The organism is Janthinobacterium sp. PC23-8, assembly GCF_002250505.1.
Lineage (GTDB): Bacteria > Pseudomonadota > Gammaproteobacteria > Burkholderiales > Burkholderiaceae_D > Janthinobacterium.
This window is the reverse complement of the sequence record NZ_NJGY01000005.1, coordinates 281,273-301,327: the sequence shown is the minus strand read 5'-3', so window position 1 is coordinate 301,327 and position 20,055 is coordinate 281,273. Positions and strand designations below refer to the sequence as shown.

The 20,055-nt window shown below is 41.8% G+C and carries 22 protein-coding genes; 12 read left to right on the top strand and 10 right to left on the bottom strand.

The window, feature by feature from the left end; all coding sequences use genetic code 11:
- The first annotated feature begins 95 nt into the window (after window positions 1–95).
- The 3 genes from CD932_RS28605 to CD932_RS27855 all read left to right on the top strand — a co-directional run bounded on the left by CD932_RS28605 (window position 96) and on the right by CD932_RS27855 (window position 2,222).
- Window positions 96–1,160 carry a hsdR gene (locus tag CD932_RS28605; RefSeq protein WP_141213406.1) on the top strand — a complete coding sequence of 355 codons (1,065 nt, stop codon included), beginning with the start codon at window positions 96–98 and terminating at the stop codon, window positions 1,158–1,160.
- A gap of 94 nt (window positions 1,161–1,254) precedes the next feature.
- The gene (locus CD932_RS27860; protein WP_094446119.1) at window positions 1,255–1,713 is read left to right on the top strand and encodes a hypothetical protein; all 459 of its coding nucleotides are present in this window, start codon (window positions 1,255–1,257) and stop codon (window positions 1,711–1,713) included.
- A 71-nt stretch (window positions 1,714–1,784) separates the two neighbouring features.
- Window positions 1,785–2,222: an H-NS family nucleoid-associated regulatory protein gene (locus CD932_RS27855; protein ID WP_254926795.1), complete on the top strand. Its 438-nt coding sequence runs from the start codon at window positions 1,785–1,787 to the stop codon at window positions 2,220–2,222.
- A gap of 311 nt (window positions 2,223–2,533) precedes the next feature.
- Here CD932_RS27855 and CD932_RS28600 read toward each other — a convergent pair whose 3' ends face one another.
- The 4 genes from CD932_RS28600 to CD932_RS27840 form a co-directional block, all read right to left on the bottom strand.
- Window positions 2,534–2,881, bottom strand: coding sequence for a hypothetical protein (locus CD932_RS28600; protein ID WP_141213405.1), 348 nt, complete (start codon window positions 2,879–2,881; stop codon window positions 2,534–2,536).
- 71 nt (window positions 2,882–2,952) lie between these two features.
- Window positions 2,953–3,699, bottom strand: coding sequence for an HNH endonuclease (locus tag CD932_RS27850; RefSeq protein ID WP_094446118.1), 747 nt, complete (start codon window positions 3,697–3,699; stop codon window positions 2,953–2,955).
- A gap of 1,322 nt (window positions 3,700–5,021) precedes the next feature.
- Window positions 5,022–5,738, bottom strand: coding sequence for a Fic family protein (locus tag CD932_RS27845; RefSeq protein WP_094446117.1), 717 nt, complete (start codon window positions 5,736–5,738; stop codon window positions 5,022–5,024).
- Window positions 5,735–6,067 carry a hypothetical protein gene (locus tag CD932_RS27840; protein WP_094446116.1) on the bottom strand — a complete coding sequence of 111 codons (333 nt, stop codon included), beginning with the start codon at window positions 6,065–6,067 and terminating at the stop codon, window positions 5,735–5,737. The genes CD932_RS27845 and CD932_RS27840 overlap by 4 nt, the downstream gene beginning before the upstream one ends.
- Before the next feature lie 264 nt (window positions 6,068–6,331).
- Between CD932_RS27840 and CD932_RS27835 the strand changes: the two genes are divergently transcribed.
- Window positions 6,332–7,414: a replication initiation protein gene (locus tag CD932_RS27835; RefSeq protein ID WP_094446115.1), complete on the top strand. Its 1,083-nt coding sequence runs from the start codon at window positions 6,332–6,334 to the stop codon at window positions 7,412–7,414.
- A 503-nt stretch (window positions 7,415–7,917) separates the two neighbouring features.
- Here CD932_RS27835 and CD932_RS28595 read toward each other — a convergent pair.
- Window positions 7,918–8,379, bottom strand: a complete 462-nt coding sequence (locus tag CD932_RS28595; protein WP_141213404.1) for a hypothetical protein — start codon at window positions 8,377–8,379, stop codon at window positions 7,918–7,920.
- Window positions 8,380–8,739: 360 nt separating this feature from the next.
- Here CD932_RS28595 and CD932_RS28590 point away from each other — a divergent pair, with 360 nt between their 5' ends.
- Window positions 8,740–9,282: a hypothetical protein gene (locus tag CD932_RS28590; protein WP_141213403.1), complete on the top strand. Its 543-nt coding sequence runs from the start codon at window positions 8,740–8,742 to the stop codon at window positions 9,280–9,282.
- A 103-nt stretch (window positions 9,283–9,385) separates the two neighbouring features.
- Window positions 9,386–9,742, top strand: coding sequence for a hypothetical protein (locus CD932_RS28585; RefSeq protein WP_141213402.1), 357 nt, complete (start codon window positions 9,386–9,388; stop codon window positions 9,740–9,742).
- A 270-nt stretch (window positions 9,743–10,012) separates the two neighbouring features.
- Here the strand turns inward: CD932_RS28585 and CD932_RS27825 are convergent, their stop codons facing one another.
- Window positions 10,013–12,808 (bottom strand): DotA/TraY family protein, encoded by a 2,796-nt coding sequence (locus CD932_RS27825; protein WP_094446113.1) that lies wholly within the window; start codon window positions 12,806–12,808, stop codon window positions 10,013–10,015.
- Between the two features lie 589 nt (window positions 12,809–13,397).
- Here CD932_RS27825 and CD932_RS27820 point away from each other — a divergent pair.
- From CD932_RS27820 to CD932_RS29100, 5 genes are all read left to right on the top strand, one after another.
- On the top strand, window positions 13,398–14,219 hold the full coding sequence (locus CD932_RS27820) for a site-specific DNA-methyltransferase (RefSeq protein ID WP_094446112.1): 822 nt from the start codon (window positions 13,398–13,400) through the stop codon (window positions 14,217–14,219).
- Window positions 14,220–14,230: 11 nt separating this feature from the next.
- A complete protein-coding gene (locus CD932_RS27815; protein WP_094446111.1) occupies window positions 14,231–14,587 on the top strand; it encodes a hypothetical protein in 357 nt (118 codons plus the stop codon).
- Window positions 14,588–14,832: 245 nt separating this feature from the next.
- Window positions 14,833–15,228, top strand: coding sequence for a helix-turn-helix domain-containing protein (locus CD932_RS27810; RefSeq protein WP_094446110.1), 396 nt, complete (start codon window positions 14,833–14,835; stop codon window positions 15,226–15,228).
- 145 nt (window positions 15,229–15,373) lie between these two features.
- On the top strand, window positions 15,374–15,841 hold the full coding sequence (locus CD932_RS29105) for a hypothetical protein (RefSeq protein ID WP_176461161.1): 468 nt from the start codon (window positions 15,374–15,376) through the stop codon (window positions 15,839–15,841).
- A 108-nt stretch (window positions 15,842–15,949) separates the two neighbouring features.
- On the top strand, window positions 15,950–16,723 hold the full coding sequence (locus CD932_RS29100) for a hypothetical protein (protein WP_176461160.1): 774 nt from the start codon (window positions 15,950–15,952) through the stop codon (window positions 16,721–16,723).
- Window positions 16,724–16,778: 55 nt separating this feature from the next.
- On the opposite strand, the gene CD932_RS27795 is transcribed toward CD932_RS29100, so the two are convergent.
- From CD932_RS27795 to CD932_RS27785, 4 genes are all read right to left on the bottom strand, one after another.
- Complete coding sequence (locus CD932_RS27795; protein WP_254926794.1) at window positions 16,779–17,240, bottom strand: glycine zipper 2TM domain-containing protein; 462 nt, start codon at window positions 17,238–17,240, stop codon at window positions 16,779–16,781.
- 180 nt (window positions 17,241–17,420) lie between these two features.
- The gene (locus CD932_RS28580; protein ID WP_141213401.1) at window positions 17,421–17,993 is read right to left on the bottom strand and encodes a hypothetical protein; all 573 of its coding nucleotides are present in this window, start codon (window positions 17,991–17,993) and stop codon (window positions 17,421–17,423) included.
- Between the two features lie 356 nt (window positions 17,994–18,349).
- Window positions 18,350–18,688 (bottom strand): hypothetical protein, encoded by a 339-nt coding sequence (locus tag CD932_RS27790; RefSeq protein WP_094446109.1) that lies wholly within the window; start codon window positions 18,686–18,688, stop codon window positions 18,350–18,352.
- Complete coding sequence (locus CD932_RS27785; RefSeq protein ID WP_141213400.1) at window positions 18,681–18,989, bottom strand: hypothetical protein; 309 nt, start codon at window positions 18,987–18,989, stop codon at window positions 18,681–18,683. The genes CD932_RS27790 and CD932_RS27785 overlap by 8 nt, the downstream gene beginning before the upstream one ends.
- A 629-nt stretch (window positions 18,990–19,618) precedes the next feature.
- On the opposite strand from CD932_RS27785, the gene mobC reads away from it, so the two are divergent.
- The gene (gene mobC / locus CD932_RS27780) at window positions 19,619–20,035 is read left to right on the top strand and encodes a plasmid mobilization relaxosome protein MobC (protein WP_094446107.1); all 417 of its coding nucleotides are present in this window, start codon (window positions 19,619–19,621) and stop codon (window positions 20,033–20,035) included.
- Window positions 20,036–20,055: the final 20 nt, after the last annotated feature.

Sequence of the window (20,055 nt, the reverse complement as noted above, 5' to 3'; positions counted from 1 at the left end):
AATAAATTAAAAAGCACCTAATGGTGCTTTTTTGTCGTAAAACTCCAATTTTTCATTTGAATTTTCGATTAATAACTCTAAAAATGCAGGGAAAAATGTCTAAACCTTCCATTAAAAAAGAGCTTGAATCAGATTTTAATAACTTGGTTCGAAATGGAATAGATTTTTTGGCGAAGGCAATATCCCAGCTTGATAGCGATGCTAAACACTCGGTTATTAATTTCCACACAGCAGTAGAGATTTTTCTCAAGGCGCCTCTTGTACATGAGCATTGGACGCTTGTGGTCGTTGACCGAGACGCAAACCGGAAAAATTATGAGGCAGGGGACTTTCAGTCGGTTTCATTTTCTGACGCATGCACACGCTTAGATAATGCCCTGAACAAGCCATTAAGAAAAAGTGCCAAGGAGGCATTCGATAAGGTTAGGAAACATCGAAATCGCATGGTGCATTTCTATCATAGTGGAATTAACGGAAAACAGCGAGACGAGATCAAACTTGAACAGGCGCAAGCATGGTTTGAGCTTAACCGCTTTATCACAGACACTTGGCGAGAACAATTTAAGCCATTTGAAAACGATTTCCGAAAAATGGAACGGACTCTCATCGCAAATAACCACTATGCAAAAGTAAAATATGAAGATCTGAAGCCTAAGATTGAAGGGATGAAAGTTGGTGGAGCGATTTTTGAAGATTGTCCGGTATGCACGATGAATGCTTTAAAAGTAGAAGAAGAAGTTGATCGTCTATTTTCAAGCGACTGCATGGTCTGTTTTCATAGTGAGAAACGGGTACAATTGGAGTGCCCACAATGCAATGACTCAAATCAGCATATGGTAGCTTATGACGGCCTCACATGTACCAACTGCAAATTTGAACTTCCCAACGAGGATGCATTTGATCTGCTTGACCAGAATCAAGTTCGCGGAACCAAGCACGATTTTGATTCCGATACACCTGCTAACTGTGATGAGTGCCAAGGCTTTGAAACAGTGTGCGAGTACCAAGGTGGATATTTATGCACTAATTGTCTCGTCCACTTTGATTCGGTGGCAAGATGCCAGTCCTGTGGTGCCTCTATGACAGGCTGTGCAGAAGATACCTACAGTACTGGTTGCGAACACTGCGATGGTTACGCAGGATATCGGTCCGACGATTAAAGGTGTATTGAATCGGCATTAATTCTGTAGAGGCAATAGTGATCTCAATAATTCGAGAAATATTTTAACACTAGAGCAAGACTGAGAACAGAGCATGGATGACAAGAAGATTGCAGAACTTAAAAAATTTATAAACACTTTGGCAGATTCCAGGATCGGTCCTCTCATTGATCTCAAGAAACTATGCCAGTCAGGTATCTACACTCTCGCCGTGCAGATGGCCACAGAGCATGCGATTGAGCACAAAAATTACATGTATTTAAACAGCATTTTTGGTTTGATCGATGACACGCCATATGAAATTAACTTCATCACCGCTCTTCGGCCAAGGCTCAACTTTACCCTAACCGATACAAAACCACGTAAACTCAAGCATGCGACTCTGTACCAAGTAACACAAGCTGCAAATCAACCTACGGCCAAACCGATTGCCGTTAAAAATCCACCACCTAAACAAGCAAAGATATACGACAATAAGCGAGAAGTGAGCGAGGACTTGATGGACTCACGACTCATGCTACCTGGGAGTTATGGGGCAGGAAAAAGACGATAAAAAACGTGGTCACTTAGTTGTATAACTCCATAGTTTTCTCTTCTTCTATTATTCTGCACTTGGTCACGTCAGTGAGAGTGCTTCGCCACTCTTCTGGCAAACATGCATATAATGAAAAACCAGCCGATGTGGGGATGATTCAAGAATTCTTCTTGTTAGGTTTGGTGAATTTACAAAAATCGCGTAAAGTACTATCTATCATCAAACTATCGAAGGAACTCATGCCTACTTATCAGGAATACCAAGCGCAAATCGCTGAACTACAACAACTTGCCGAAGCTGCACGCAAGAACGAAATTACAGGCGCCAAGGCAGAAATCGCCTCTATCATGAGGACATATGGTCTGAGCATTGAAGACCTGAAAGATACCAAAACGAAGCCTGTCAAAGCTCTCAAGTCAGTCGCTGTAAAGTATCGCGATGATGCCACTGGCGAAACTTGGACAGGTCGTGGACGTCCTCCACGTTGGCTGGACGGCAAAGACAAGAATCAGTTCTTGATCAAGTGATTCAAGGGTAACGATTATCCTGGGGGAGGAGGTATGTCCAAGCCAGTAGGTAAAAATGTGAAGAGCACCTGCGGGTGCTTTTTCTTTGCCATAACCCTTTACCATCCATGACCTCAATGCAGTCTTCTTGGCACCATAGGAAGACGGTCGTAGCCGCATCTAGCCTCACGGCACCTATCAAGCAACTAGTAGCGTTGTGGCCCCGTCAAAGAGAAGGTATGCCTACCCGACAAAACGCATACCCTCCCTGCTTGCCAGCTTCCTAACAGGACCAATTATTCACTGTTGTTGCCGTAATACCATGTCCAACCCTACTCATTTAAAGCAAAATCAGGATCGGCAAATTCTTCATCGCCAGTGAGCGTGTATAGGATCTTGCAAAGCTCCAAAAAATCTACTTGCGCAAGATAAGCTCTTTTTATATTCAGGCGACCTTGGTTGATACTTGAAACGTAAGATTCCTTAACGCTTTTTAGCAAAGTGCGCAAAACACTTTCATTCGTTACTTCCACGTCAATATCCAGCGACGATAGATATATGACGTTCTTATCCCGACTGTATGTAGTGGGATTTCCGCGAGAATGAAACTCTGGAGCAAGGAGCGCCAGTTCTTTAAATTCAATATCAGAGTAAAATTTATCCCAGTTCATATTCTTCATTTATAATCCTCTCATGATGATTAACGACAAACCATGTTGCAATAATTTGTTTATACGGCACCTGCTTACGACTAAAAAGGTAAGTCTTCTTGAAAAATAAAACTAAAATGTTCTTCTAAATAATTGGATTGCTCACCTGTTGGCTTTTTTCGCAAAGCACGTGGAACACCACTGATCAATTCTTTGTCCCGTAGGTTCTTTGATACATGCATTTTTCCATCGCTATCAAAACCGATTAGGCCAGTGTCGAATAAGGCATCAAGATTGGCAACAAGCGGAAGACCATTATTTGGATCAAGACGTTCCTGATTGTCAGAATCACGCCAAGGCTTTGCATGTGAAGCTCTTAGCACTGGCAATACAGAACACCCAGTAACCGCACACTTACCATCCCAAAGTTCCAAGAGTTCTTTACGATATTTTCCTTGACCTATCCTTGCCAAGATCAAGGTTTCTCGCTCAGTCGGGCTATAATCAGTTTGCTTCTCGATATCCTCAATATCTTGAAGTGTTGTGGCACTTTCCCCAATGTCTTTGGATTCTGTCACAACCAAGCCTTTGGGGACCACCTGAAAACCAAGACCTCTCAGCATGTCATGCCAAGGCCCCCTACGGGCTCCCTTGAAACTTGATGGTTCCATATCCGCAGTCCCTGAGATCTCATGAGCAATGGACACTATTGCTTTAGGCGGATATGGTTCTCCATTGATGATCACGTCGTAATTTTGGCTGTCTCGAAATCCCCTATACCCTGGATTCTTCTTCCAAAATTTCGCAGCAGCCTTAATGTGCGCGTCATTAACTTTCTTTACGGGCATTCAAAATCCTTTGCAAAAAACAATAATAATTATATTTAAATAACTATTTAGCATCCGGAACCCTCCCGGTCACTAAAATTTACGCGAGCTATTGAGCAATATCTGGCATTCAAGTCTGACAAGTATACGTTGTTGTTGCTAGAAAGCACAGGTTTTCCAGCCTATGCCCACTTCTGCACCTAGTCACGTCAGTGAGAGTGCATCACTACTCATCCAAGAAACCAAGCAGACGAAAAGAATATCCACAGGCGCTTACGGTTTGCTCTCGGATTTTTCCCTGGTGTTAGGTATAGCTCTCGCAATACCGTCTTCCTATCCATGACCTGAGCCTTCTCTTGATCAAATGCCTCCGTTCTTCTTTACCCTAGACGAGTAAAGTCACCGAAGATCAATTCATTCTACTTTAATATTAATGTTAAATATAATTATCAATTTAAAATTTCCGATTTATCTTGACTTTAATTTTCAATCTTTTATATTGATTAATGCTACGGTTGACGCAATTGGTTTAGGCCAATCACTCAAATAAGAAAGCCACCTTAATCGGTGGCATTTTTATTTCTTATTTACCATTGACTTTTAATTTATTTTTATTTTAATACTTGAGAGTAATTTGAGTTTATGCGTCAACCGTAGCGGTTCTCGATTCGGCTCAAACGAATGCAAATAATCACAATACATACACAGGTAAAAATAACTAGATTGATTTAATATCGATTTAGCAACTGAAAAAGGTAACGAGTGATAGGTAGCAAATCAGTAAAATGATAAGTAGTCAATGAATGGTATTTGAGCAAAGACACACGGAAAGCAATCAGAGGAACCCGGCTCAAGCTGTATTAAGACAGTGAATTCTCAACACAAAAACACTTATATTGATTTTTGTTCAGGTATGTAGCACTACTAACTGATTAAGCGTAAAACCTCAAAATTTTAAAATTTTGGTTAGGGTAAATCTTTGTCAAGCTTAGTAGTGAATGAGTGAAACGAATGAGCGAATATGCTTGACAAAGATAGAATAAACATCATCGATCTTCAATAATAAAGAGCATAACAACAAGATAATCACGTAGTGGGTATTCATTTTCGACAGTAAATAAAAAAGGAACGCGACCTAGCAGCCTGAACCCGAACCCTCCCGGTCACTAATGTTTACGCGAGCAATTGAATAACATCAGGCATTCAATTATGACAAGTGTACGTTGGTGTTGCTGGAGAGCACAATTTTTCCAGCCCATTTCCACTTCTGCACCTGGTCAGTGAAAGTGCTACGACACTCTTCCAGGAAACCAAGCAGACGAAAAAAAAGCACCCACAGGCGCTTACGGTTCGTTCTTGAACTTCTTGCTTGGTACGAAATACTGCTCTCTCAATGCTGCCTTCCTTTGCATGACCTGAGCCTTCTCCTGGTCAAGCGACACTATCGGCGCCACAGACAAATTGAGCTTTATAAGCTTCTTCATGGGCAGACTGTCACCTTCCACACCCTCAATACAGACTCTCTTCATGGCATCATTGCTGACCGACTCCCAACTTATACTGTAGCCAGCATTCAATGCCATCTGCGACGACAACAATCTTTGGGTCCGGCCATTGCCTTCCCGAAAGGGATGAATTCTGTTGAGTTCCAACAAAAAATCACCTAACTCTTGAGCAAACTGGTCTTGAGAATGACCGACAAAGAAATCCTTGCTTTTGCACTGGTCAAAGAGCAGATCGAGCTTCTTTCCAATGTCCTTATGCGTTTCAAAGAAGGTATCACCCTTGGCAATATCCACCTTCCTGAACTGCCCAGCCCAAGGATAGACTTCTCCAAATATTTCCTTGTGGATAGCCTGAAGAACGGCAACAGAAAACTCTTTGGGGATTGGCCTAGTCAAAAGCTCCCTTACAGCAAGGGCAGCTAGGTCAGCTTCAAGCTCGTTCAAGTCCCTGGTGTTAGTGATACCAAGCTTATTCTTGAGAACACCGTTAGCTTCACTGTACGGGTCGTCTTCGGCAGAGTATCCAGCTACATAGTAGTGATCTTCATCACTCATTTAATTTTTACCTTAGCTGCTTTCACAATTACAACACTGTCTTCTTCCTTGGCTATGGCTTTTATAACCTCAGCTTTCGTGCCTTTGAAAACCAGACGATTAGGTTGATTCTTAACTATGACCTCATTCTTCGTGCCTTGAGCAGCTAACACTTTAGCTTTAGCCTTGGCTAAGATCTCTTCCTTAGCCTCCTTATAGCTAATAGTTCCCTCTTCGCTGCGCTTTAAAATTTCATAGCCAAAATCAGACACTTTAATGTTGTCTACGGCCAATATCGCTATGGCTTGTCTCCCACTCCAAGACTTCAATGTGCTCTGTGGCTTACTCATAATATTTTCTCCAGATAGAGATATTCATCGCATACGCTATCACAAGCAACCTCACATGTCAATGATAAACATAGAACGTCGATCACAAGATAATTATAGATAAAAATAAAATAGCCGATTTGACATTTAATAAAATATTTCTTAAAACTATTATATAAATGAAAAATGCCCAAGCGACTAAACTTGAGCATTTAAAATCTAGGAACATTCTATAAGCTGTGGCGGCTTGACCTGATTTAGATATTAAAACTTATTTAGATTAAAATGTCAATAAGGAATTTAAGAATACTCCTGGATTTTGCAAAAAATAAGGGAATATTTATGTTTGATAATTTTATTGAGTCATTGCCAGCCAAAGTTAGAAGCACCAACGATTTTGAGTACGGGACAAGATTTAGAAAAAAAGAGAATGCTCTTCTTCATCGTTACATTGAAGTTCATCAGTTGTATAAAAAATACATAATCATTGACATAGATGACGTTGACCAAACAAACGGAAGCCCTGATATTCTTGGTTCAGCTTTTCTTTGGGAAGAAAAACAACTACCTCCACCAACCTACATAGTCATCAATCCCTACAATGCACGTTGCCATTATTTCTATGAACTGAGAACACCTGTCTATTACACTGAGAACGCTAGGCGAGCACCACAGAAATACTATGAAAATACCGATCTTGCTTTAACGAGTGTTTTAAAGGCAGATACAGCATACCTTGGAAAGTTTGCCAAGAACCCTATGCATGACTCCTGGAAGACGATTTATCACGACGTTAAATATGACCTAGAGGATTTTCAGGAGTGGGGACTGGACTTAACAGGTCATAAGAAAAAAAGAAAGGTTGAGGGTGAGCTAGGAGGTAGAAATACATCTTTGTTTGATAGCCTACGGGAATGGTCTTACATAGAAGTCAAAAAACCATATTCCTATATTGATTTTCAGCATGTTGTTGATTGTAAGGCACAGTCTATCAACAAAACCTTCGTAGACTGCCAATATGGGGTTCTTCCAGCAAAAGAAGCCCTAACAGTTTCCAAGTCAGTTGGCACCTGGACATGGAGAAATCAAGCAACCATCGGAAATGGTGGAAAGAACCGTGGGGTAATGAAATTGCTACCAGAGATGTCATTGAAGGCCAAGCAGGCTGCTGGGGCAACACATACAAATGACACTAGAGCTAAATCTACCCGCGAGGCTGTTATAGAGGCAGCAATGGGACTCAAGACCGCAGGAATGCCACTTACACAGAAAACAGTAGCTCTTCGTGCCGAAGTATCTCCCAGGACGGTTGCAAGCTATTGGAAAGAAATCGATAGAGAGGTTGGTCTAAATAGAAGATGGGCATAAATTCTTCGGCGCGGGGATTGTATTTGCTCTCGCAAATAGATCTTTTCTGCTGTAGTACTATTAATTCATATTTGATGATGCACTTAGTTGGAAAATACAACTAATATGCAATACGGTGTCTATCAGATATATACCCATGTATGGGTGGTTTAAAGCAAAGGAAATTCCGAAGGACTTATAACAAAAATCATGATCCTGAATGGGCTTTTCATGCACAATGATTGTCCGAAGGACTGCGCTGCAAAGAATTAAAGAAAAATTGGCGAAACAGAAAATTGCTGTTTAATTCTTTCTGCTGTAGATAATAAAAGTTCAGTGGCCCGGCTGGGAGCACCTACTTCATTTGCTACGCAAACAAAGCAGGGAAAGTAAACCATGCAGCAAAATGACGATGAGCACCCACCTGGATGCCAATAAACCTTCCTCAATGATTGATCACGCGAGTGTAGAGTGCTACGACACTCTTCCAGGATCTCATTCATCGGTTATAAAAACTCTCTTCCTTACATCTTTTTCTTCTTCACGTTTCTGTAAAAGTTCTTATCTATGGGATCAAATTCACCCACCTTCTCAGAAGCTGCTTTGATCTCTCCTGCCTTTTTGAAAACAAATGGAGCGACTATAGTAGCCGGTGGTATTAAAGATAGAAATGCAAGAAATCGTCTTACTTTAAATGCTCCTTTTAAGACTCTGTCATCTGATATCACATCGCCGTTTTTAGCTTGTACAGCACAAAGGAACTGGTGCTTAAAATGAGTATTGAAATTATTTGAGTCAGCGAACTGGAAAGCTCTGCCAGTCTTCATAGCAATAGCCATTTCTTTGTTCATAGCAACACTTTCAAACCTAACTGTCTCTTGATCATTTTTTATCTCAACATACTCATAGACCAAGAATTGTCCTTCATTAGTCACAATGCCATTACCACATACTTGACCTGTTATTGTCTTTAATATTTCACCCATATTTTTCCTTTTCCATTGTTCTTCTATTTTGACAAAACAATTAAGAAAGTCAATCAGGGTTGACAGCTAACGGATGACGTTTCGAAGGCGCAGCGAAACCAGAACGTCATCGAAATCGAACAAAATTCTCATGCAAAAAAAGCCATTATTGCAACATAAATATATTTAATGCACCACCGCAGTCTCTCGCCAATCCGTTTCTGGAAAATACCCCACCTCTACAAGCAGCGCTGGTGGAGCGATTTTCGATACTCAGATCGAAAATAGACGCAAAATTTCGCGTTTCTCTCACGATGTGGCGTACAAATATTGCTTTCCTTTTCGTTTTTGTTATAGTTGACTCATCAATTGGAGAAAAGCATGAGCACACGTCAAACAGCAGTGATTAATGGCCTCCTGGCTGAGAACATTGGCAAAAACGATTTGGTCCGCTCTTACGAGTCTAAGTCACACGCTGCTGAACGCCGGGCATCAGATGCTGAACATAGTGCTCGCATGAATGAAAATGCAGCTAGGGTGGCTGATATTTTGAGTCTCCGTGTGGAGCGACTTGAGAATGAGCTTCGTCAAAGTAAGCAAGAGGTGCAAGTGCATAGAGAGCTGCTTTCCCGCCCTATGAAGGAAATCGCAGACGTGAGTAGCGACTTCAAGAAGACATACGAGCTCCAACAGCAAATGCTGGCTGAATGGATCATGGGGCAAAAAGCTTACAAAGAAACAGCTATGCAACTTGGGATTGAGGTAGGAAAATCTCCCGACGAAATTCAGCAGCTTGCCACCAAAAATGCGAACGCGGTACTTGAGAATCGCACTGAGCATAGTAACAACTCAACAACCAGCCCACTGCTTGCCGAGTATGCCTCAGCAATCCTGGAAGCCCGTAAGAAGAGCGGCAAAGCATAATTTTTAACTCATACACTAAAGCACCTTCGGGTGCTTTTTTCACTCATCACTGTTGACTTTAACTTTTCATTTCATATGTTGATCCTAAACAGGAGGACGGCATATGAAGTGGGTATATTATTTTCTTAGAAAATTGAAAGGTTTTTTAATATCCTGTTTTGTCTTTAATGGCCAAAATGTTGTTAGTGATTTGAAGCATATAGATACAGTATTCGCTGTCATAAAGGGTAACATGATAGAGATTACAAAGACGGATGGTACTTCGGAAACCGTCCCGAAGACCAACACTAATATCGGCCAACTGGTTTATTATTGCATGGTAACAGAAAGAACTTACAATGCTGACCTCCTACTCATCGAAGAAGAAATTCTAGAGAGTAAACTCGTAAGTGAGCAACGAGATAGATGGCGAGAGTTAAATAACTTAACCCCAAGCAAAATTAATATCAAGATAAAATAATATTCCAATCTTAAAATATTTAACTATTGTATGCACTTGTCTTTCACTCACATAACTACTGGCATTAAATATATCCCTTCCACATGAGAAAGAATAATTACCCAACAACGTACTCTCATTCACCCTTTGAAAGACAGAAGCACATTGAGAAAATTTGGGAGAAACTTCTTAACTCAGATGCCAGTAAAAATTTCCTTGATGATCAGATCAAGAAAGCTGAAACTCTCTTAAATATCAAGACTAAGTAAAAGCACCCCGAAGGGTGCTTTTTTAAACATCGTTTTTATTACCTTCAGGAATCAGTTCTGGCTCAACCTCTTTCTTCTTTCCCACATTTACTGCTCCATAAGCTTTAGCCATATGTGTAATCATTGCAGGTCCATTATTAGGGTTTTCGCTGACTGCCTTATTGAATACATCCTGGAATTGGGGGCCAAGAGCATCTTTAGCTTTTTTCAGATCACTGACAGCCTTTGCTGCTTTCCCGTTGTCTATCCCTCCAGTCTCGTTGTTTGCCACTGACCGAATGTAGTCATTGGCGCCTTCGCCAAACTGCTCCTTCGCGTGAGCAAGTAAAGAGTTTGTTACGACCCCTTTAGATATCTCAGTTGCAGCCTCTTTTGCGCCACCGTAAGAAGCGAATCCTTCACCAGATGCACTTTGCATAGCACCAAAAAATGCAGCCCCTGCATCCTCTCCATGAGGCTCTAATGAATTAATAGCATTGGTCAAATGATGCATCTTCTCCTGGCTTTCAAAGCTATCAATATTGTCAGCCGTAATACCCATCATGGAAGCTACCTGATCACCACCGCCACCACCTAGAGATTTATCTATACCGGCTTTAAGACCGTCAAATTCTTTTCTGTTCTTCAAGCCTTGAAAATCCTTATTCTTCGCCTCATTAGCTTCATTGTCTTTCTTTGTTTTGAAATTCTTACCAATGTCACCCAACTGTCTTGCACCATTTTGCATACTTTGAGTAAGACCACGTCCAGCAGTGAAAGACGCAACTGCTGCAAGACTGCCTTGTGATCCTTCGCCCATCTTACCTGCATATTGCCCAAGCTGATCTCCACCACCACCGATCCATCTCATAAGCTCATCAGGAATAATATGCATCAAGCCAAATGTCTTTTTAATAAATGAAAACATAATACCTACATAGATAGCTGTGCCAGCGATCATACCTATGAAGAAGCCTAATCCTTTTCCGTCACCCTGGCTAAATGAGAATACCTGGAAGAAGACTTTATTGATGAATTCACCCATTACAGAAGAGATCACAATCGCAGCTATGAAACCGAAGATGGCCAAACAAGGTCTTAACAGAAGTCCAAGAACCATCATATATCCATTTCCACCTTTACCAGTCAAATCGTCGCCGTTTGGGTGAAGGTGCATAATCGCCCATAATGGTGCAGCAATTATACTAATTACAACAGCTATCAGCCATCCTCCCAAGATTCCTAGCCACATCATGAATGGCAACATTGGTATCAAGTAGCTCGCTGTAAAAGAAGTTGCGGCCAAGGCCATGATTGGCAAACCTAAGAATCCTATGATAATGAAGAGTGCATTAGATACAGTTGTAGCTATCGCAGATGCTGAAGGAAAGAGTGATGCAATACCAGCAGCGCCAGTTACGCCAATGAGTGTCAGAATCATTCCTGTCCAGAACGCTTGAAGTCTGGAACCCATTTCGTTGATAACGATGACTGGATGCCTGGTGTCATTTTTCAAGTTATACAGATCAATGGAAGTCAAGCCACGAGTAAGTGCATTCATGATGCGCCCACTATATCCCAATTCTTGAGTCGCTTTAGAAGCTTGGTTATCCTTCTTAGAATTAATTGCATTTGCTGCTGAACCATAGTCAGGGTTTCCAGCAGCAATGACCTTCAATCCGGTAGCTTGCAGCGATTCAGCTTGATCATTGAAGGCAGACTTTGAAAACTTGCTGTCTGGCACCGCAGCTAAAGCATTAGTAATCTTGTTATTGGTCACAACGGTGTTCATGAAGTAGGCACCTGCCATGAACCAACCATACTTATGAGCAGATTTTGTAGTGTCACTCGGTAACATAGCAACCGCGTTAGCGGCTGTCTTCACAGCAGCCATGTATTCCATGGTTGCTACCTTTACAGCTTTCGCATAAAACTTTGCAGCAGCTTCAACATCCAGGTTGTCCCCATCTTTAACAAGCTCTTGGGCCGCTTTTTCTGCAACTACAATCATTGCCGCAGTTGCAAGCTCGTGTGCCTTATTGATTAGTTGAATGTCAGTTGGCTGGAACAAGTCATCTAACGGACCCAAATATCCTCTGTTTGTTGTAGTAGGACCATCGACTACAGTTGAGTTTTCAATCTTTTCCCCAAATGTCACTTCGCCACAATCATTTTTTGACCAGCCTGAAGCGATACCTTTTTGATCACCAAAGTTGTAGGTTCTATTGCTATCGTCATACACCGTTGCATAGTTATATCGGCTTTTTATCTTCAACACACTATCAGTCTCTCCGACAGCTTTCTTATTAGACTCAACGCAGACCTGAGCCATGAAAATATTTTCGGCTAGTAGCTTCACTTTGTCTTCAGTATTTTTATTGATACTCAAATTTGCTGATATGCCTGGGGTTTTTATGTATGAGTCCCATACAAGATCGGCCAAGCCAATACCTTGTAACACTAACCACATAACCATTTGCTGCATCATGCAGTAATTTCCTGGTAAAACTGGCAGCACCAGAGCAGTACCAAGCGAATAACGTATTGGTATCCAGACAGAGGAAAACTTTTTCCCTAGCATCTCTCCATCATGCGCCGTCCCCAAGGTACCCGCTAGTAAAGTATATGTAGCAAGAATGCCGCCAATGAGCAAGATTGCTCCATTAAATGTTGCGACGGCGCTGCCAAACGCATCATTGCCACCGCTAGAGACTAGTGAGCCAAATATTTGCCCTAGCACCTTTACACTAATGTCGTCGGCAACTGGCTCAAATGGGCCACTTGCAAACGCCAATCTTGGCAACATCATTACCAAGAATAAAATCCACATCTTTTTCATGTCTACTCCCCTTTTTTATATTTATCTTATTAATTTACAAGACAAAAAACAAAAGGCAAGAAAAATTGCATTTATACCATTAATATTAGATGCTGTAGGCAAGGGTTAGGAAGGCTACGACCTTCCTCCGGGATATCAAGCAAGATAATAAATTCCATTCTTCAATGACGATTGCCTAATAAAAAAGCAAACGGATAAACCGTCTGCTTAGTAAGCCTCACAACCTGGGGAGTCTCTTGCTCATCAATCAATCTAATTTAATATATTAAATTGTCAATACATTTATCAAATTTTTTTACATCTTTCAATAAATAAATTCCTTATTAATTTATTCATGGTCTTCACCGATAGTGTGAAATATCTAGAAATCAAAGAGCAGGAATGAGCTAAACGTCAAACGTTAGGTTACTACCTTCGCGTGGCTGTACAAAATTTCCTCCCTAAAACATAATACTCACCATACAGCGACGACATACAAATAGGTAAGAAATTACCTACAGCGATTAACCCACTAACTGCCAACTAAGCGGATGGTCCACTTAGAAGGAGGGAAAAACATATGACATAAATTAAAAATAAAGGAATAACTATGAATATCACCGAACAAAACTATCTTCTTAACATCGACGGCCAAGCTGGCATCAAAGCAGTTGCAAACCAGTCCATTGACCTGGTACTTACTGATCCTCCTTACGGCATTGCGAGTAAGAACAAGCTGACAATGGTAGGTGGGAAAATCGTTTCCACCGAAGACGCATGGGGTCACGACTTCAAAGATAGCTGGCCGTGCATTGAAGCCTACTATGAATGGCTCAAGCCCTTCATTGCTGAGTTCGTCCGGGTTCTCAAAGACAACGGTTCCGTTATCCTCTTCTTGGACCGTAAATATACTGGATTGATTGCTCACTACATCGAGCGTGACTTCCACTTGAACTTCAAGAACAAGATCTATTTCAAGAAAAAAAACCCCATTCCAAGTACTGGCTGGAATTACAGGTCCACCATCGAAGAAGCCGTGTGGTTTACGAAAGGCAAACAGTACACCTTCAACTTCGGTAAGCAGTCCGAAATGACACAGGTCTACGAGGGTCCAATCGGCAGGAAAGACACCAAGCATCCAACCGAAAAGTACTCCTGGATGATTGAGCCCCTGATCAAGAACCACAGTAAACCTGGAGACGTGGTGCTCGATACTTTTGCAGGTTCGGCAACTACCCTGGTGATCGCAAAGAAGCACGGTAGGAATGCCATTGGCTTTGAGAAGGACACACGGTTTTTTGAGATGGCCAAGGCACGCATCGAAGCAGAGCAACTTGAGCTTGGCTTCACCGCGCTTGGGGATGAAGCAACCATCGTGGGGGAGCTCGATAAGCTCATGGATGAAGAAATGACCTATCTGGTTGCGGCATAAGGAGAGCGGATATGAAAAATATTAACTGCCTTCAATACTGCATCAACGGAATGAATGACAGGATTTTTAGCTTTGCCAAGACCAATGAGGGAAAGGCTCTGCTCGAGGTTTTCAAGAAGTGGAGCTCCAATCATGACGAGCGTATCAAGGAACTGCTGATTGGCTACAACAGCTACTTCATGGTTCAAGCGGGAATGACGCTCTGTGGTATGCCGAAAACGCCACGTTCAGTGATTGAATTCATGAGTTCAGACGACTTCACGAAGCTGCATGACGAACTGACCAAGACAATCTTGGATAACTACCCACTGCTGATGTCTTGCCTGAAGAATAAGCAAAAGCGTAGGCTTGAAGCGCTCGTTCATTAAATCAAAGCACCCTCCTGGGTGCTTTTTTTCTAAAAATTCATTAACTTTTTTTCGGGATTCAATACAAAATGATAATTTTGAATTGCTTATATTTCAACAAAGCGTTTGAAATTTGTAAGCAACGGAAAAATCACACTTTACTCGCACCTCAACACTAGATCGTCGCTCTAGTGCGCTCTTGCACCTTGAACTCTGCCCTGTTCTCAGTCAAAATCATATGAATTTAACTACCACTACCTACAGTGATGACCAATGACAGCGTGAAGCAAAAAACAAAGCACGAAAAGCTGAAGAAACAGATTGGTTCCAGGATCAAAAGGCGGAGAGAAGCGACCGGCTACACGCAGGACATGGTGGCTCAAAGGCTTGGCATAGGAACAGCAGCTTATGCAAGATACGAACAGGGGACGGCAGAGCCGTCGATCACCAGGCTATCCGATATGGCCGACATTTTTGAATGTGGCTTGGATGAACTGATCATGGATAGCAGCGTTCGCGTTGAAGACCAAGCCAAGCGTATTTATTTGGCATTGGAAGACGTTTCGGTCTACGACCGCGAGAGCATCATGCAGGTACTAGAACAGGTCTGCAAGATCGCTTGGAACAAGTCACGAACAAGAAAATTGCCAGTGGACATCTAACGGTTCAGAACGAGCGATAAAATTAATAAATATAGATCGTTTCGCCTATGCATACAAGGAAGCTCGCTCATGGAGCTTTTTTTATTGCACTCACAGTCTTGATTTCTTCCTTCAATTTAATAAGATTAATTATTATGGAGGAAATATGAAAAATATCAATGAAGCAGTAGTGGAGAAATCTATTCCAGTAACAAAAAGAGGTGGAAGAATAGTTTGGATGTTAAAAAATTTTATACATCGTCAAGATGGCCCCGCGATTGAGGATGTAGATGGTAGCCGAGAATGGTGGATTAATGGAAAACTTCACCGTGATGATGGTCCTGCCTTTGAATCTGCTAATGGTAGAAAAGAATGGTATCAGCACGGAAAGCTCCACCGTGATGATGGCCCAGCGATTGAAGATCCTGACGGAATGACTGAATGGTTCTTAAACGGCGTGGAATACACTAAATCGGATTTTCCGCTTAACAAGGTCAAGAGTGTTCAGTCAGCGCTTGAAACACTTGATGACAGTCAACTTAGTGATGTGTCAACCATTGTCTCAGCTATGCTGGCACTGAGAAAAAATTTAAACGCAGCAGTAGATACTAAAAAACTAAAAAGGAATCCTTAATAAAGCACACTTATTTTGGTAATGTTTTCATACCTATAAATTCATCATACTTTTCATTGACTTTACTCTTCGCTTCAATAGCATTGTATAGTTTAATGGAGAGTAAGTATGAAAAATGGAAGACATGTAGAGTTTGGTGATGTGTATTGGTATGTAAACGGCACATTTCACCGCGAGGATGCACCTGCCATCGAATATCAAGACGGAACAATGCTCTGGTACGCCAATGGGGAAAAGCATCGAGAAGATGGTCCCGCTTGTGAATTATCAGACGGTTCTAAGTTTTGGTATAGAAATGGATTAAGGCACAGGGAAGATGGGCCCGCAAATGAATACTTTGACGGAACAGTATCATGGTACTTAAATGGAAGACAATATCTAGAAAGTGAATTCAATGAGATAATATCCAACAAGAAATTATCCAGATACACAGGTGAAATAATCCCTGCCGTTGAGAAAAGCGTCACAGAACAATTTCCAGAAGAATCAAAAGAAACGAAATTCTCTCAAGATTCAAACAAAAACCTAACAGATGGTAAGCTAGGCAGTCCAAGCATGGGGCTTGCTTTTGACATCAAAGATAAGTTGGCAAACAGCAACGGCTTGAAGAAAAATAAGTTTTTAAGACTTGGCATGGATGCATTAATGATAATTTGGGTTGCATTTCATAACGCTGCTGTCGCAACCGATCATGCTATTGAATTTTTAGGAACGAAAGCAAAGGAGTATCTTCCAGCATCTAAATATTCTTCTGAACAACATGACAGCCCTAACATCAGAAGTTCTGCTGAAACCAAAGAGACGATTAGCGAGCTAAGAGAAGATTTTATTAAACAAAAAAAGACACTTAAAATTGATGAATTTTTCAATTTAAAGCCATGAAACACCAAAACAGTCAGACCACTTAAGTGGTCTATCTACTATTTTCCTTCTTTGTTCAATTTACCGCTTCAATCGTTGCCTGCTTTCCTTGCTGAGTAATCTTCACCGTCTGACCAATCCTGAAACCCACATCACTGGTCGTGATCGGCACTACCGCACCGTCAGGCATCCTTACTTGCAAATCCATGACGGATCTCACATCTTCCCGTTTTCCGACCTGACTCCCGGCCGCAGCACCAGCGAGAGCACCCAAGACCGTCATGGCCTTCTTGCCATTGCCCTTGCCAAACTGATTGCCCAACACACCACCGGCCAAACCACCGACTACAGCGCCAGTCGGGTTTGCATGCTGCTCCAACACCTGGCGAGGCTGTGCCGCAACGACTTGGCCGTAGATCACCAATGGCGGTTCTCCACGAACTGCTGCACAGCCTGTCAACACCAACACCATGACCAGCAAGCCATTCCTTGCGGCGCCAATACATTTGCCTCCATACCCCTGGTGCAGCTTCTTCATAATTCCCCGTGCAGTTGTCGTTCGTCGGAATACCTTGCCAACCGGCCAAGGCATTATCAACTCAGAACTTAAACCGAGTGTTCAGAATTGATATCCAACTTTAACGTACGTTCTTCTTTTTCGGGCCGAGAATCTAGCACCATAGAACGAAATAAACGAAGAAGATCTAAATGGCGAGGATTACCACTTGGGTTTAACACCTCTAGACGTTTCCCCTTCATCAAAAAACTCTTTTCTGAGAGCCAAAATTCTGTTCTCTACAACTTTCACTGACTTGCCGTAATAACCACTAACATAGGCAAGCTTCCTGGAGTCAAACGGCTTCGGTAGGAAGTCTTGGTCTGGAATCTTGACTCCATATCGGTACCATTCCGTTACGCCGTCAGAACCCTCTACAGCCGGCCCCTTCATACGATGCAGCTTTCCCTCTTGGTACCAAGCCTTCGCCCCACTGCCAGCTTCTACGGCTGGCCCGTCGACACGGTGCAACTGACCGTCTCTATACCAAGAGCAGCTACCGTCTGCATTGACGACTGCAGGACCGCCGATACGGTGTCTAAGGCCACCAACCCACCATTCCTTAGCACCATCGCCCCATATGACGGCAGGACCATCTTCTCTGTGCAGCTCCCCCAGGTGATACCAGGATTTTGAACCATCACTCTCTATACACGCAGGGGCATCTTCTCTATGCAGTTGATCATTAAAATACCAAAGTTCCAAGCCATCTTCTTCATACCGTCCGTTCTTCAAAGGGGAATCTCCTAATTTACCCCTAGAACGAGACTAGCGTATTGCAAGCAAATATCAATAGAAATCCAGTATCGACTTTAGCGAGATTTTAGAGTGACACGCAAGATTTTACTCTTCAGCCAAGCAATAAAAAAAGCACCTTCCTGGTGCCTTTTATCTTAACATTCCATCATGAAAAAACACAAAACGAACTAATGCCGCTTCGCTTTTTTATCTTAGCAATTTATTTTAATAAGTCAATTACTAGTGAAATTTCTTCTTCAAGACATATCCACGTCAGTGAGAGTGCTTCGCCACTCTTCTAAGCATGAGGTCCCTTTGAGGGACCGGCGCAAGCCAAGGGTGCTTCTTGAAGGTTATTCACCATCGTCGTCACTCTCCGCACCCTCGTTTACCTTGGCACTAGCCAACTGCCTTTTGAGCTTGTCCCTCTCTTTTTTCATTGCATAAAAATCCTTAGTTAATTTTAAAACCTCTCGATCAAGTGAGTCTTTTCCATCGGCCCATTCTTTGGCTTTCCTCTCAAGCTTTATTTCGTTGCTTTTAGCTTTAAGCATAAACGTCAAAAAGGTGGCACTAAAACTAAACTTACCTCCATCGTCTATGACTTCCAAAACGTTTAAAGGAAGATAATAATTCAGAGGCTTTTCCCCACATGCTTTTAAATATATCAACCTATCTTCAGACTCACTCATCTTGATCGCCTCCACGATCTAAATTATTGGAATCAAAGAGGCTGCTATCAATATCACCTGAATTCTTGACCGCCTTCCTAAGACCGTCAAACTTCTCATGTTCCCTCTTATTTAATCCATCGAGAAACCACTTCTGCTTCATCTGATACTCAATATCTTTATCAAGTAGCTCTTCAATTCTTTCTTCAAAGCTCATACCCTTCGTCGCATAAATATATTTTGCCTGCATGTATGTCGCTCTGGAAATACGTGGACCTATACGCACCGTACCCTTTACAGCTTTAATTGTTTCTTTTGCCATGATGCATTCTCCTAGTGGTTCACAAATCATTTAAGCGTAAGCTTTACTGAAGTCAACCCCAATAAATCATCTTCTTTAATAGGCACTGAGTCATAGCCGTCATGGATAAAAAACAAAATCGCACAATCAGTTCATGTCGCATAGACACATGTATGTCGCATGAGATTTATCACAAATAGAAATAACTATTCATTGCGCTCATGTCTCATAGACACAAGCATGTCTCATGAACGCGAAACCACATAGGAATTACAACACATTGGTTTCATGTAGCGTGGACTCATTCGTGTCTCATGAACACGATTGCACATAGAAATTATGACTCACCAACATTAACTTCCATACAAATTATGATTCATTAATATTACTTCCATGCAAATTCTTAGACATGAAATATTTACTCATGAGACGTGAGTAAATTTGACATCCAAAATCGTTACGCTAATCTTTAAAGGAGGGTCGTTACTCCTACCCCCTACAAACAGGAAAAAACAAAGAAATTTAGTTAAAGCAAGGTCAATCAATCCTACGTTACCCATTTCATGGCTACTTTAGGTTGAATATTGTGGGTTTCACCCACACCCGCTGTTGCACGAGGCTCGAAAAATTAACAATAATAGGATCGTTAAATGAAGTATCAAAAAAAGAATATTGACCCTAAAGTCAAACAACGCTCAGGACAAACCGGCGTCGAAGCCAATAAATCAAAACGGACGAAGCGCTTTGAAATCAGATTCACCCCTGAAGAGTGGGCCGCTCTTCAAGAAAGAGCAATCGAAGCAGGAGCTTCTTCTACAGCCATCCATGCTCGCGCCTTGCTTCTACCAAGTAACCACCAGGCTAACAAAGAGACAAAGGTAGAACATAAGCTTCGTCTTCAGCTTCTCGCTTCCTTGGGAAAAATAGGTAGCAATATCAATCAGATTGCCCGTGCTCTCAATCGCATGAAGGTTTGGAACTCTACAACACAGGGAATGTTCGAAGAACTGACAAAAATTCAAGATGGCGTTTCCACCATAACAACAATATTTAAGGAACGAAAATGAAAAATGGGAAATATGACGAA